The 13,710-nt window shown below is 58.0% G+C and carries 15 protein-coding genes; 9 read left to right on the top strand and 6 right to left on the bottom strand.

From position 1 onward, the window contains the following. Window positions 1-69: 69 nt before the first annotated feature. Complete coding sequence (locus NLK60_RS06900) at window positions 70-1,248, top strand: redox-regulated ATPase YchF (RefSeq protein WP_254810147.1); 1,179 nt, start codon at window positions 70-72, stop codon at window positions 1,246-1,248. A 72-nt stretch (window positions 1,249-1,320) separates the two neighbouring features. Here NLK60_RS06900 and NLK60_RS06895 read toward each other — a convergent pair whose 3' ends face one another. The 3 genes from NLK60_RS06895 to NLK60_RS06885 all read right to left on the bottom strand — a co-directional run bounded on the left by NLK60_RS06895 (window position 1,321) and on the right by NLK60_RS06885 (window position 3,554). Continuing rightward, entirely contained in the window at window positions 1,321-1,773 is a 453-nt protein-coding gene (locus NLK60_RS06895; RefSeq protein ID WP_254810146.1) for a DUF5518 domain-containing protein, read from the bottom strand. A 233-nt stretch (window positions 1,774-2,006) separates the two neighbouring features. Next, window positions 2,007-2,225: a hypothetical protein gene (locus NLK60_RS06890; protein ID WP_254810145.1), complete on the bottom strand. Its 219-nt coding sequence runs from the start codon at window positions 2,223-2,225 to the stop codon at window positions 2,007-2,009. A gap of 645 nt (window positions 2,226-2,870) precedes the next feature. Beyond that, window positions 2,871-3,554 carry a DUF3267 domain-containing protein gene (locus NLK60_RS06885; RefSeq protein ID WP_254810144.1) on the bottom strand — a complete coding sequence of 228 codons (684 nt, stop codon included), beginning with the start codon at window positions 3,552-3,554 and terminating at the stop codon, window positions 2,871-2,873. A 384-nt stretch (window positions 3,555-3,938) separates the two neighbouring features. Between NLK60_RS06885 and NLK60_RS06880 the strand changes: the two genes are divergently transcribed. The 6 genes from NLK60_RS06880 to NLK60_RS06855 all read left to right on the top strand — a co-directional run bounded on the left by NLK60_RS06880 (window position 3,939) and on the right by NLK60_RS06855 (window position 8,520). Then, window positions 3,939-4,826, top strand: coding sequence for a sulfurtransferase (locus NLK60_RS06880; protein ID WP_254810143.1), 888 nt, complete (start codon window positions 3,939-3,941; stop codon window positions 4,824-4,826). A 6-nt stretch (window positions 4,827-4,832) separates the two neighbouring features. After that, on the top strand, window positions 4,833-5,057 hold the full coding sequence (locus tag NLK60_RS06875) for a hypothetical protein (protein WP_254810142.1): 225 nt from the start codon (window positions 4,833-4,835) through the stop codon (window positions 5,055-5,057). Window positions 5,058-5,128: 71 nt separating this feature from the next. Further along, window positions 5,129-5,662, top strand: a complete 534-nt coding sequence (locus NLK60_RS06870) for a hypothetical protein (RefSeq protein WP_254810141.1) — start codon at window positions 5,129-5,131, stop codon at window positions 5,660-5,662. A 51-nt stretch (window positions 5,663-5,713) separates the two neighbouring features. Further along, window positions 5,714-6,625 carry a dihydrodipicolinate synthase family protein gene (locus NLK60_RS06865; RefSeq protein ID WP_254810140.1) on the top strand — a complete coding sequence of 304 codons (912 nt, stop codon included), beginning with the start codon at window positions 5,714-5,716 and terminating at the stop codon, window positions 6,623-6,625. 113 nt (window positions 6,626-6,738) lie between these two features. After that, a complete protein-coding gene (locus NLK60_RS06860) occupies window positions 6,739-7,869 on the top strand; it encodes an acyl-CoA dehydrogenase family protein (protein WP_254810139.1) in 1,131 nt (376 codons plus the stop codon). Window positions 7,870-7,965: 96 nt separating this feature from the next. Then, window positions 7,966-8,520, top strand: coding sequence for an HAD family hydrolase (locus tag NLK60_RS06855; protein WP_254810138.1), 555 nt, complete (start codon window positions 7,966-7,968; stop codon window positions 8,518-8,520). A 13-nt stretch (window positions 8,521-8,533) separates the two neighbouring features. Here the strand turns inward: NLK60_RS06855 and NLK60_RS06850 are convergent, their stop codons facing one another. Together NLK60_RS06850 and NLK60_RS06845 are read right to left on the bottom strand one after the other, a co-directional pair. Continuing rightward, complete coding sequence (locus tag NLK60_RS06850; protein WP_254810137.1) at window positions 8,534-9,274, bottom strand: metallophosphoesterase family protein; 741 nt, start codon at window positions 9,272-9,274, stop codon at window positions 8,534-8,536. Window positions 9,275-9,502: 228 nt separating this feature from the next. Further along, on the bottom strand, window positions 9,503-9,742 hold the full coding sequence (locus NLK60_RS06845) for a DUF5822 domain-containing protein (RefSeq protein WP_254810136.1): 240 nt from the start codon (window positions 9,740-9,742) through the stop codon (window positions 9,503-9,505). A gap of 478 nt (window positions 9,743-10,220) precedes the next feature. Here NLK60_RS06845 and NLK60_RS06840 point away from each other — a divergent pair, with 478 nt between their 5' ends. Then, complete coding sequence (locus NLK60_RS06840; protein ID WP_254810135.1) at window positions 10,221-11,957, top strand: histidine kinase N-terminal 7TM domain-containing protein; 1,737 nt, start codon at window positions 10,221-10,223, stop codon at window positions 11,955-11,957. Window positions 11,958-11,987: 30 nt separating this feature from the next. Next, window positions 11,988-12,800: a 3-methyl-2-oxobutanoate hydroxymethyltransferase gene (gene panB, locus NLK60_RS06835; RefSeq protein WP_254810134.1), complete on the top strand. Its 813-nt coding sequence runs from the start codon at window positions 11,988-11,990 to the stop codon at window positions 12,798-12,800. A 93-nt stretch (window positions 12,801-12,893) separates the two neighbouring features. On the opposite strand, the gene NLK60_RS06830 is transcribed toward panB, so the two are convergent. Further along, a complete protein-coding gene (locus tag NLK60_RS06830) occupies window positions 12,894-13,673 on the bottom strand; it encodes an alpha/beta fold hydrolase (RefSeq protein WP_254810133.1) in 780 nt (259 codons plus the stop codon). Window positions 13,674-13,710: the final 37 nt, after the last annotated feature.

The raw sequence follows: 13,710 nt of genomic DNA, 5'->3' as shown, positions 1-13,710 counted from the left end.
CTATAGTACCCCGGTGGTGTGAACCTCGAGAACCGAAAGACAGTTTTCCCGCCTCGGTAATCGGTTGGTATGCTTTCGATTGCACTTGCCGGCAAACCAAACGCCGGGAAGTCCACCTTCTATACGGCGGCGACGATGGCCGACGTGGACGTCGCGAACTATCCGTTCACTACCATCGACGCCAATCGGGGGGTCAGCTACGTTCGGACCGAGTGCCCGTGTCTCGAGCGCGATGAGCGCTGTACCAGCGACGACTGCCACGGCGGCAAGCGCTACGTCCCTATCGAACTGCTCGACGTGGCCGGTCTCGTGCCCGGGGCTCACGAGGGGAAGGGGCTTGGCAACCAGTTCCTCGACGAGTTGACCAACGCCGACGTCATCATCAACGTCATCGACGCCTCCGGAGGGACGAACGAGAAGGGCGAACCCGTCGATATCGGGAGTCACGACCCGCTCGAGGACATCGACTTTATCGAAGCAGAAATGGACATGTGGCTGGCCGGCATCGTCGAGGGAAACTGGGAGGGCGTCGAGCGCAAATCCAGATCGCCCGACTTCGACCTCGACGACGTGCTGGCGGAGATGATGTCCGGTTTCGGTGCTTCCCCCACCGACGTCGCCAAAATTCTGCGTGGACTCGAGTACCCCGACGATCCGATTCAGTGGACCGACGAGGACCGGGAGGCGCTGGCCACGGAGATCCGCCAGCGAACCAAGCCAATCGTCGTCGCCGCGAACAAAATCGTCGTTGCACCCGAAGCAAACGTCGACCGCCTGCTCGAACTCGACAAACCCGTGATTCCGACCACTGCCGAGGGAGAACGCGCGCTCAGAAAGGCTGCCGAGGGCGGCCTGATCGAGTACGACCCCGGTGACACCACCCTCGAGATCACCGGCGACGTGAGCGATGCGCAGCGAAACGCACTCGAGGGCCTCGCCGAGACGATGGGCCAGTGGGATGGGACGGGTGTGCAGGCCGCGCTCAACTACGCGGTGTACGACTTACTCGACCACTTGACGGCGTATCCGGTGCAGGACGCCTCGAAGTGGACCGACGGTACCGGGAACGTTCTTCCGGACGCGCTGTTGATGCCCGACGGGTCGACGCCGGTCGATCTGGCCTACGCCGTCCACTCCGACATTGGCGACGGCTATCTGCACGCCGTCGACGCTCGCTCCTCGCGGGAGATCAGCGATAGCTACGAACTCGAGGAAGGAGACGTGATCAAGATCGTATCTACTAACTGATTATATTGTGACAAATAAGATTCTGCGTTTTAGGCGGGCGCGGTGATCAGTACAGGTAGTACACATAGCACGCTAAGTAGCGAGTTGTCCGTTCAATAGACGATAATCACCTATTTTTCCAGTAAGCCAATCTCCGAGTATCGCACCGACCATCCCTACCAGTACAGAAATTCCAATACTGGCGGCAGATATGAAAATAACAGCCATGATTTGAAAACCACCGAATCCTAGTGGCTGGCTCAATCCTGAGATGAACACAAGTAGGTCAAGGAACGGCCATAATACCGGCAGTGCAGCGACAAGCCCAGTTCGCTTCCCAACTTGACCCGCCTCTATCCCACGTCTATTGGCAAGGAATCCGACGAGTAAACCTGCGAAAAACACAGGAGAAAAAGAGTTGCTGAAGTCAGGGTACGATTGCCAATAGAGGATGATTGTAAACGGAGTGGACGCGAGACCAGCAATGATAGCATATCGCCAAACTTCATCAGAGAGTGTATCTGAGATAGTCTGAAGGCGACTCATAGCTATTTGTTTAAGATTGTCTGATATAAACCCGTTGTTCACTTCGCACCTGTAGTGACCGCGAAGGTCAAAGCAAATCAAGATCGAGTTTATACGTTGTGTACACTGTGTGTACTCAGATATGGTAATCAAGATCGTCAGCACCAACTGACAATATTCTAATAGGACGGCTCTACGTTTTAGATGGGTGTGTCGATCAGTACAGGGAAAAGAGTGGCCGCGCTGACTATCCACTACTTGTTATTGAACGGCCATCCCGCATGTTCGGGATTGCCGAGCATGTTTGACCAATAGTAAAAGAGCAAGATAAGAACCGCCATTAGAAATCCGTATAGAATTCCAGATACGAGGGTGTCACTGAAAATATAATTGACGAGTCCTATCGCTGCTGATAAAGTCAATATAAGTGCAACTGACTGCTTGAGGGCAAGTGCAGTATCTATCTCAGCCATTATCTAATAATACTATTCTGCCATGTATATTCTCTTCGTCGTTCAGTTTGCATCTAAAGTGATCGCAAAGGTCAAAATGGTGTTTATATGTTGTGCACACTGTGTGTACTCAGATATGGTGATCAAGATCGTATCTACTAACTGATTGTACTGTAACAAATAAGACTCTGCGTTTTACGCGGGCGTGATAATCGGGACAGGCGGAGGAATTATCGGAGTTGTTCTTCGTTCAATCGACGGTGATACTCAGATTTCATTATGTGTAGCGTGAGAAGTGCCGGAAAGAGAAGAAGTGGCCATAACCACGGAACCAGTAGAATAAGTATCGTAAACTGTACGGCAAAGAGCATCAGTAGAATATCGCTCTGCCTCTCGGAATTTATGCACATTAGACTATCATATTTCTGAGCTTATAATACATATTTCGCTTCTAACTAACCACTTCGCATCTGCAGTGACCACGAAGAGCAAAGCAGACCAAAATTAAATTTATACGTTGTGTACACTGTGTGTACTCAGAAATGGTGATCTAGATCGTGAGTACGAACTAATAAAACAGGAGTCGTAGCGCGTTACTCGTTTTCGAGTGCGTCGTAAACATCCGGATTCGCGTCCCGGTCAGCCGCTACCACTCGCTGGATGCGCTCACCTCGGATTTCTATCATCATTTCCCGTTCCCGTTGCCGTTGGCTCGTACACGTACGAGCGACGAATATCGATATCGTAGAGGAGCGTCCCTTCGGGAAGTCCTCGGAGTCGCCAGAGTGCATACAGGTCACCGATAGCGCCCGCCGTGTTCAACACGAGGACGAACCCGGCGGTGATGGCCACGCCCGGAATCGGGACGAACAACAGCGGTACGCACACGGCGCTGATGACGACGAGTGGCGCACTGCCGACGCGCAACATGTCGTCTCGGCGCTGGAATTCGCCGAAGACGGCAGCATAGAACGCTCCCATCGACGGTACGAAGCCGAAGGTGACGTCGTGGCCATAGTACCGAAAGGCCAGGCCGTGGAGACCTTCGTGGACGACGGTTGTTGCAATCAGGGCGATGAGAAACGGGATGCCGATAGCGGTCAAATCCATCGCGTACGTGGTCGTCTCGCCGTCGACGCTCACCTCGAAGAATGTGAACGTTTCCGGACCGTGGACGGCCGTCAACAGAGCCACGACTGCGACGGCCGTCCCAATGCCCAGGAGACTCGAGCCAACGATCAACGCCACCGTTGGATACGAAAACTCGTAGGGTTCCGCGTAGCCATCGGGTGTTGACGGGAGTGACGGCGAGGGTTTCGCGGTCGAGGATGTGGGGTGTGTTGCCGACACTGGCGACGGCTTCTCACTCGTGAAATAAGTATGCTCTGTTGACCTGCTCGAGGGGCTGCTCACGCCTTCAAACTGGAGTTGTCCTGCGTTTTCAGTTACCGAGTCTCCAGTGAAAAAACGAACCGCGTTGCAGGCGCTCCCCAACAGTCCCGATGTGGAACCTGATTGGGCGATGGTGGCCTCGAGGAGGGCGTCTCGGACACCTGCAACCTTTGCCGTGGCCGCGGATGCTCGCGCGAATTCACGAACGGCCTCGTTGCGATACCGAGGGGGCTTGGTCAGAACACAAAACGGCTACAAAGGCACCATAGAACCGTCATAGACGGCGTCCCCACTCGCCGTCAGTGCCACCCTTATGCCCATAGCGACCACGAGTACGAGTGCATGACGAACCACGATACCGACACGCTCGTTTCGGCCGACTGGGTGGAAACTCACCTCGAGGAGTTCCAGGCCGACGACCCCGCGTACCGACTGCTTGAAGTCAACAATCCGACCGTCACTGCCGACTCGGAGTACACCCCCTACGAGGAGGGCCACATCCCCGGCGCGACGTTTTTCGACTGGGACGCCGACCTCAGTGACTCGACAACTCGTGACCTGCTCGATAAAGCTGCCTTCGAGCGACTGAACGCCGAGGCGGGCATCACCGAGGACTCGACAATCGTCCTGTACGGCGGCGGGCGCGTCCCCAACTGGTTCGCGCTGTTTGCCTACTGGGAGTACAAATACTACGGCCACGAGGACGTGCGGATTATCGACGGCGGGAAACCCTACTGGGTCGAAAACGAGTACCCGCTGACGACCGACGAACCCGAGTTCGAACCCCAGGAGTACAACGCTCGAGGCCCGTTCGAGAGCATTCGAGCCTACCAGAACGACGTCGAGCAAGCCATCAGCTCCGGCGTGCCGCTGGTCGACGTTCGTTCGCCCCAGGAGTTCACCGGTGAGGTCATCGCCCCTGAAGGGCTCCAGGAGACGGCCCAGCGAGGCGGCCATATCCCGGGCGCAAAAAACGTCCCAACGACCTCGGTGTTGAACGACGACGGGACGTTCAAGGACGCCGACGAACTCCGGGCGCTGTACGAGGACGTCGGCATCACCGAAGACCAGTCGGTAATCACCTACTGCCGCGTCGGCGAGCGGTCGTCCATCGAGTGGTACGTCCTCGCCGAACTGCTCGGCTTCGACGACGTCGAAAACTACGACGGATCCTGGACGGAGTGGGGCAACCGCATTCGCGCGCCGATAGAGACCGGCTCGGCTGATTGAGAGCGTTTGTCTGAACTCCGTGACACTCGAGTCAAGCGTTTTCGCTCGAGTCTCGAGTTCTTCATCGACCTGCTGAGTGGCCCAGAACTATCGATGCTTGCCTTCGTGAAACTGTTGGATACCGTTGTATCGGAGGGTACCGCAGCACCGCGGGCGACCACGGAGTGGGTGGACGCCGGTGAAACGATACACACCTGTTGCGACGCCGTCTTGCGACCGGGTCTGCATTGACTGTCACTGGCTACTGTACCCAGGTACAGAGCAGACGTGTGTTTATCTGTTAGCAGAATGAAACAGGAGTAATGCGACAGTTCGTTCGGGCAATGGTTATCCCGTTTTTTATGGCGCTCTTTCCGGCAGTCTGGTATATCAACCGTAACCTGACGACAGCGCGACTCCCACCACATACTGAACCCACCACCACACTGGTTGTAGCGGCTATCGGAATCGCAGTTTTCGGCTCTCTCGTGTTTGCTGTGATCGTGGCTCAATTCAGGCGCAGAGATAGCAAAACACCATCGCAACCGGTACCGTATCCACAGCGGATCTTCCAGCCGGATACGACGGCGCTCGTAATCTTCGGTTGTTTCGTCGCTACCGCTTTCGTGTGGGCGCTCATCGAAATGGCCGGGTTTGGGCCAGCGTGGCTCGGGAGGCTCCTGGAGTTCCTCCTTATTCCAGTAGCGCTCCCTCTCTTGGTACTTGCACCGCTTGCAATACGCTTTCACTGGGCAGTGGTCCTCGGGCTCGTCCTCTGTGTCCTTTGGATGTCCCTTCTCGGGACTCTTTTCTCCGATGTCGTCCACCAACGGTCGGGGCCAGCGATGAATACCTGATACCTGCCGCGAACGGACCCATTTATACGCGTTCCCCTGTCACACTCGAGTATGGCCTACCACGATCCAGGAGCGGCGGACCCGCTCTCGATTCACGGTGTCGTCCCACCGACGGTAACGGCGTTTCACGAGGACGAGTCGGTCGATTACGAACAGACGGCGGCCCACGCCCGCTTCGTCGTCGACGGCGGGGCACACGGTGTGTTCCCGCTGGGAACGAACGGTGAGTTCCCGCTGTTGACGCCCGACGAGAAACAGGGCGTGGTCGAAGCCGTCGTCGACGAAATCGACGGCGACGTCCCAGTTATCGCTGGCGTTGGCGCACCGAGCACCCGCGAAACGGTGGCCCACGCCGAACACGCCGAAGCCGCAGGCGCTGACGGTATCGTCGTCGTCACGCCCTATTACTATCCGCTGGACCACGAGGCCTACCTCGAGCACTACGAGCGCGTGGCCGCGGCCACCGACCTGCCGATCTACATTTACCACATTCCAAGCAAAACTGGGAACGCTATCCCGCGATCGACGCTCGCCGCCCTCGCCGAAATCGACTCCATCGTCGGCCTCAAGGACTCGAGCAAAGACGTGCCGTGGCTCGCCCAGTCGATCGATGCCCACTCGGAACTGACCTTCCTCGCGGGCTCGGACTCGCTGCTCTTTACGGGCCTCGAGATCGGATGCTCGGGGATGGTGAGCGCCGTCGCGAACGTGTTCCCCGAACTCGTGGTCGAGTTGTACGAGGCGTACGACGAGGGTGACGAAGCACGCGCTCGAGAACTGCAAAGCGAGGTCTACGATGTCCGTGACGCGCTCAAAACCGGCGGCGCGTACATGTCCGGCGTTAAAACCGCACTCAAACTCCGTGACTTCGATGCCGGGCCGCTCCGAAGCCCGCTGCGGTTGAAAGACGACGAGAGCACGGCCGAACTCGAGGCCGAACTCGAGGGACTCGGCTTGTTGTAACCGCAGAGCTTACTATTTCGACACTGTCCGTTCGAATTACCCCCTCTCGAGAACCGCTTACCGGCCACCTGCAAAACGGTGGCATTTTTTGCCAACGGCCCGGAACTCGAGGTATGGAACTCACCCCGGAGCAGGAAGCGATCAGTGAGGTGGTGCGAGACTTCGCTCTCGAGGAGATCAGACCGACGGCGATGGAGGCCGACGAGACGGAAACGTTTCCCGAGGACGTCTGGGATGGACTGGCAGACCTCGACCTCACGGGACTCACCGTGCCCGAAGCGTACGGGGGCTACGACGCCGACCCGGTCACGTACGCCATCGTCAACGAGGAAGTCGCCTACGGCATGCTCGCCGTGGCGACCGCGTTATCGGTTCACTGTCTGGCAACCTCCTGTATCGCCTCCTTCGGGGACGAAGATCAGAAAGAACGCTGGCTACCCGAGATGGCGACCGGTCGGCCTGTCGGAGCCTTTGCCCTTTCGGAACCCCACGCTGGGTCGAATCCGGCGGAGATGTCGACCGAAGCCCGGCGTGAGGGTGACGAGTACGTGATCAACGGTGACAAACAGTGGATTACCAACGGCCAGCGCGCCGACGTCATCATCCTCTTTGCGAAAACAGACCGGAACGACCCCTCGACGGTCACCCAGTTTCTGGTACCGGGTGACGTCGACGGACTCACCGTCGGCGAGAAAGAGGACAAACTCGGTCTCCGGGCGAGTGATACGACGGGGCTGCACTTCGACGACGTTCGAATTCCCGCCGAAAACCGACTCACTCCGGAGGGTCGTGGACTCTCTGCGGCCTTCGATATCCTCACTGGCGGTCGGATCGCTATCGCGGCCCAGTCGGTCGGCCTGTCGCAGTCGGCGCTCGACATCGCCCTCGAGTACGCCGGCGAGCGCGAACAGTTCGATCAGCCTATTGGCGACTTCCAATCGATCCGGCACAAGTTCGCCGAGATGGCGACGCGCACCCAGGCGGGCCGCTTGCTCACTCGGGATGCGGCCCGCAAACGCGCTGCCGGGGCCGACGACGCGGCGATGGCTGCGAGCATGGCCAAATACAACGCGAGCGAGGCGGCGATGTTCGTCACCAACGAAGCGGTCCAGATTCACGGCGGCTACGGCTACGTGACCGACGGCGAGGTCGAACGCCTGTACCGTGACGCGAAGATCACCGAAATCTACGAGGGAACGACCGAAATCCAGAAGAAAATCATCGGTCGACACCTCCTCGAGTAACTGATCGATAGTGTATCCGTTCGAGTGACGGCCGGACTGTGCGTATCTTCGAGTCCCGTCCGACAGTATATTTTTCCTCGAGACATACACCGACTCGTGACCGAGTACGACGCCATCGTCTACGATCTGGATGGAACGCTCGTCCACCTCACGGTCGACTGGGGACGTGTCACCACTGACGTCCTCGAGGTGTACGAACGGGCACGTATCGAACCGCCAAGCAGCAGTCTCTGGGAGTTACTCGAGCGCGCCGAGGAGTATGGACTCAAATCGCCGGTCGAATCGACGATTGCGGGCCACGAACACGATGGTGCGCGAGCCTCGAGACGACTCCCGCACGCTGACGAGTTGGTCGGTCAGCCGGAATCGATGCCCATCGGCGTCTGTTCGCTCAACTGTGAACGGGCCTGCCACCTCGCACTCGAGACGCACGACCTGTTCGAACCGGTCGACGCCGTGGTGGGTCGGGATACCGTGACGACGAGCAAACCCCATCCCGAACCGTTGCTCGAGACGATATCTGGGCTGGGCGCACGTCCCGAACGAACGCTGTTCGTCGGTGATTCACCACGAGACGAAACGACAGCAAAGCGGGCGGGGACGGGCTTCGAGTACGTTGACGGACGGCGAACGCTCGAGTTGGGGCGGTAAGTTTCCTGTTTCGTTACCGCCCAGAGATCCAATCGGCGAGCCAGCGGTCTGTGTGCGGCATCTCGCTCTCGTGGGCCATCTCTCTCACTGCATCGAGATCGAATGGGGTCCGCCGCAGTGATACATCGAGCGTTCCGTTAGACTGCGTGAGCAGTGCGTATTCTGCCTCAAGCCGATTGTACACCCTTCCTGTTGTACGTTCTATCCCGTATGAGAGGCCCACGCTTCCAGGATTCAGAAGAATCGCATCTCGATACTGTTGAAACAGTTGGATATGCGTGTGACCTCCAGCAAGGATGTCTGCCTCACAGTCATCGAACATTTCGTCGAGTTCGTTCTGAGGCGTCGTTGGTGCTACCCAGTCAGTCGTCGATTGGGGCGACCCATGATAGCAAACAAGTTGGAGTCCGTCATCCAACTGCACCTCAATTGTCGAATCAAACGATTTTACAAAATCCAGTTGACTGTCCGACAGCTGTTCGCCACCCCATGCCCCGATATCACTGAACCACTCTAGGGACTCCTCCGGTTCTTCAGCCGCTTCCGGAGTAATTACCCACTCATCGGCGTTGCCCATAACGACCGGGCAATCCAATCGCCGTATTCGATTCACTGCCTCGGAGGGTTCAGGACCGCCAGCCGCGACATCACCCAAGCAAACGATTCGGTCAATAGTTTCATCTTCGAGATCGCGTAACACCGCATCTAGGGCAACGGTGTTTCCGTGGATATCTGCAATAATGGCTGTTCCCATGCACTCACTCGACTGGGTGCCAAGAATAATATACTGGTCAACCAGATTAGGAGGGGGCCGTCTGGAAGCGATGTTCACTGTAAAATCGGTCAAACCCTATCAGTCTCCATCAAAACAGTGGCCTGTACAAGTCTCGCGCTGTGAGTGTAGCATGTCGTCCACAACGCATTATCGAACCGGATTGTGACAGATTTTCCAGTAGAAAGTCCGAAATTTGACGTGCGTTCGTCACTCGCGGCCCTGCGCTCGTTTCGCGTAAGCAAGCACCGAAAGCGCGATAACGATCCAGATGGGTGCGCCGAGGCGGACTGCAAATTCGGCTCGAGCACCCCACGTGGGCAAGTCCACTGGGATCGAAGCGAGGGTGACGAGTGGCGCACCGACCAGAATCGTGAGCACGAAGGTGACCTGCATGACCCAGCCGTAATCGACTCCCTCCGGAGAACTGGTCTCGACGCGTTCAGGCACGTTCGGGAGTCTCGAGGCTGCGTGCTTAAACACGACGCTTTTGGCGTCCTGACCTCCCCTGTGACCCGACCTGTTGGTCTACGTGACTCCCCAGTCTGCAACCGTGGTTGAAACTGGTGGCGGGTATCCAGTTTCATCCAGCAGTCGACACGTGACTAACAACTAACACGATCTGCTGTTACTTTTATCAGTGATCACCCATACCGGGTCGGCAACCATCGGAAAGAGACGACAGTAAACCGTACAGGGAATCGTCAAAACTGCGGGCCGTGACCGCGATCGTTCACGCAACAGAATATAGTAGCCAGTGAAACGAGTGACACATCGACCGCGACGCACGCTCGCGATCGGGTGTGCACTGACTTTCACTGGTTGCTCAAACTGTGTACTCCGCGAACGTCTCGATGCTGTGACTCGAGGCCAGCGCATTCATAAGGTTTCGAGCGAAATAGAGATAGACCTTCCCGAGACGAGCGCTATGACTGACCGCAATCTTCTGTATCTCGTTGCTCTTGCCATTGCCGCTGCGTTGGCTGTTGGTATCTCGATTTATGCGATTCGTAGCAGCCATCGTAAGGGTGACCGTGTCCGTTTGCTACTGGCGGCGATGATGGCAGTGACTGCGCTCTGGTCGGTGAGTTCGTTGTTCGCGCATCTGACTGTTAGCGAGTCGATGACGCTGTTCTGGTTCGGGCTGAGCAACGTTTCGACGTTTGCACTACCAGTGGTCTGGTTTGCCTTTGCACTCCAGTATGCAGGCTACGGCCGATATTTGACGAAACTGACAGTCGGCGGACTCCTGGCCGTTCCGGTGTTTTCACTTGGGGCGCTCGTAACCAATAGCTGGCACGGACTGTTTTTTTCGAACATTAGCGTGGTGGCGGACGGTTCGATTGTCGATTTCACACCGGGAATCGTGTACGGTACTCATCTTACGTATGCGTACGCAGTGATCGTTGCCGGCCTTGCTCTTATTACTCACTTTGCATACGTCTCGAGGAGTTTATACCGCCGGCAGGCTATCGGCATTGTCATTGCGGTCTGTGTCCCGTTGGCAGCGAACATCGCGTATACGGGAAGTGGCAGTGCACAACTGAACTGGACACCGGTGGCGTTCGCCGTCACTGGGGCGGCTATCGCCGGATCTATCTACCGGTACCAGCTACTCGATGTAATCCCAATTGCGCGCCAATCCGTCGTCGAAACGATGCGTGATGGAGTCATTGTTCTGGATTCTGATCGCCGAATCGTCGACGCCAATCCGGCGGCAGCAACGTTACTTGACCCGCCCGAAGATCGCCTCATCGGTAGTCACGCAGACACGATACACATCGGACAGGAACCGCTGACGGCAGTCCTCTCGAGCGAGGAAACAGAACGGGAAATCTGCCATGATGGGGGTCGCCGAGACGTGACGATTCGAACGACACCACTCGTCGAATCGGCCGGTGGGATGCTCATCGTCTTACAGGACGTGACCGAACGCCGACAACGAGAGCGTGAACTCGAGCGAACGAACGAGCGTCTCGACGAGTTTGCGAGCGTCGTCAGTCACGACCTGCGAAATCCGCTCAACGTGGCGTCGGGGTATCTCGATATCCTCGATGAACGCGTCGACGACGAGGCAATCGAGGTGCTGGCCACCCAACACGAGCGCATGGAGCACATTATCGACGATGCGCTGACGCTCGCCAGAGAGGGGGCAAGTGTGACCGAAACGTCAACACTGTCACTGGCAGAACTGGCCACTGCGGCCTGGACAAACGTCGAGACGGCCGACGCGACGCTCGAGATAATCGACGACCGACAGCTCGAGGGTGATCGAGGTCGGTTACTGCGGGTCTTCGAAAACCTGTTTCGCAACAGTGTCGAACACGGGTCCGACACGGCGGATACTGACTGCGCCGAGACGACGGCGTCGGATGAGAATCTCGGGGTTGCTGTCGCCGTCGGGACCACGCCGGATGGGTTCTTCGTCGTCGACGATGGGCCCGGCATTCTACTGGAGAAACGCGAAGACATCTTCGATTCGGGATATTCGACCACAGCAGAAGGAACCGGATTCGGTCTCGCCATTGTCGAACAGATCGTGGCCGCTCACGGCTGGCAGGTGGCACTCGAGGAGAGTCCGCTTTCAGCGTACGATGGTGCATGTTTCGTCGTGAAGGCCTCGGAGGTGGCGATACAGCCGCCGCCCTCGGATGAAAAACAGTGATGTTTAACCGTTAGACGACAACCCTCGAGCATGCCAACCGTTCGGGACGTTCGTGCCAAGGCGGGGAAAGAACCGATTACGATGCTCACCGCGTACGATGCGCCGACGGCGGCTATCGTCGACGGGGCCGGCGCCGACGTTATTTTGGTCGGTGATAGTCTGGGAAATACGTCACTTGGCTACGAGACGACCCTCCCGGTTACCGTCGACGACATGGCTCGACACGTCGGCGCCGTTGCTCGAGCGACCGATGACGCACTCGTCGTGGCCGATATGCCGTTTCTCTCCTTCGGCGTCGACGAAGCGGCCAGCCTCGAGAACGCGGGTCGCATGCTCAAAGAAGAGGACGCCCACGCGGTCAAACTCGAGTGTGGACCCCACACGGTCGAGTTGACCGAGCGGATGGTGCAACTCGGCATTCCCGTGATGGCGCATCTCGGGCTGACACCCCAACACGTCAACCAGTACGGCGGCTTCCCACGCCAGGGAACGGACGAGGATTCGGCACGGCGCATCCTCGAGTTAGCACAGGCGCACGAGGATGCTGGCGCGTTTTCGCTCGTGCTCGAGCACGTCCCCTCGAACGTGGCCGCCCAGGTAACTGAAGCCATTGACATCCCGACTATCGGTATCGGTGCGGGCCCGGACTGTGACGGACAGGTGCTGGTCATCGACGACGTTATCGGACTCAGTGACTGGAGCCCCTCGTTTTCGAAGCAGTTCGGGGATGTCAAGGGTGAAATGGAATCTGCCGTCGAGGGGTACGTGGACGCCGTAGAATCCGAAACGTTCCCGGCGGCGGAACACAGTTACGAGGAGTCGGATCTGGATCGAATCTATTGAGGGCGAGCCAGCAACGTACTATCGAGGACGATTCAGTGGCGTGACCGTAGCGGCCGTGGTCGCTGTTAGTTGGCTCGAGATCCCGCGAGACGATTATGAGATGTCTTCGAGGAACGAGAGAAGTGCCTGGTTGAACGCGGCCGGCTGTTCGAGCATCGCGAGATGGGCGGCGTCGGGTATCTCCTGACGGGTCCCTGCCGGGAGCTGGTCGGCCAGATACTCGTGGTAGTCCGGCGGCGTCAACTGGTCGTACTCGCCGTGGAGTGCCAGGGCAGGCACGTCGATTGTGCCGAGTTGCCCACGGACGTCGAACTCGTGGCAGGTCAGGAAATCTCGCTGTGTTACCTCGCGACCGCACTCTCTCATGGCAGCTTTCGAGAGTGCTTGCAGGCGTGGATCCGGGTCGTGGAAAAACCGGTCGGTATCGTGGAGAAAGTCAACAGCGCGTTCGAAGTTTTCCGCGAGCCAGCGACGGATATCCTCGAGGACGCCGAGTCGTGCGCCGGTTCCGGTGAGGATGGCCGCGCCGACGGGTATCTCCTCCGATCGTTCGAGTAAGATGTGCATGACTACGGCGCCACCGAGTGAGTTCCCCGCCAGAACCCGGCTGTCGGTTGCCTCGTAGACGGCGATGACGTCGTCGGCGTAGGCTGAAAGCGTCGTATACCCGGGTTCGGCGTCGATATCGTCCGACTCTCCGTGGCCGCTCAGATCGACCGCGACGACGGGATGTTTGTCCGCAATTCGATGCTGTGATTTCCAGACGGTGCTCGAGCCCCCACTGCCGTGGACGAAGCAGATCGGGGCTCCCGGAGCGTCCCGGTCGGCGTACTCGTAGGCAGTGTCACGACCGTGGTGGGAGACCGTGTGCATACCCGTCCTGACGGGAGCAAGCCCCATATACTGTCGG

Origin of the sequence: Natronosalvus amylolyticus, from assembly GCF_024298845.1 — an archaeon.
Lineage (GTDB): Archaea > Halobacteriota > Halobacteria > Halobacteriales > Natrialbaceae > Natronosalvus > Natronosalvus amylolyticus.
Note: the sequence above shows the minus strand (reverse complement) of the source record. Positions and strands in the feature narration are given on the sequence as shown.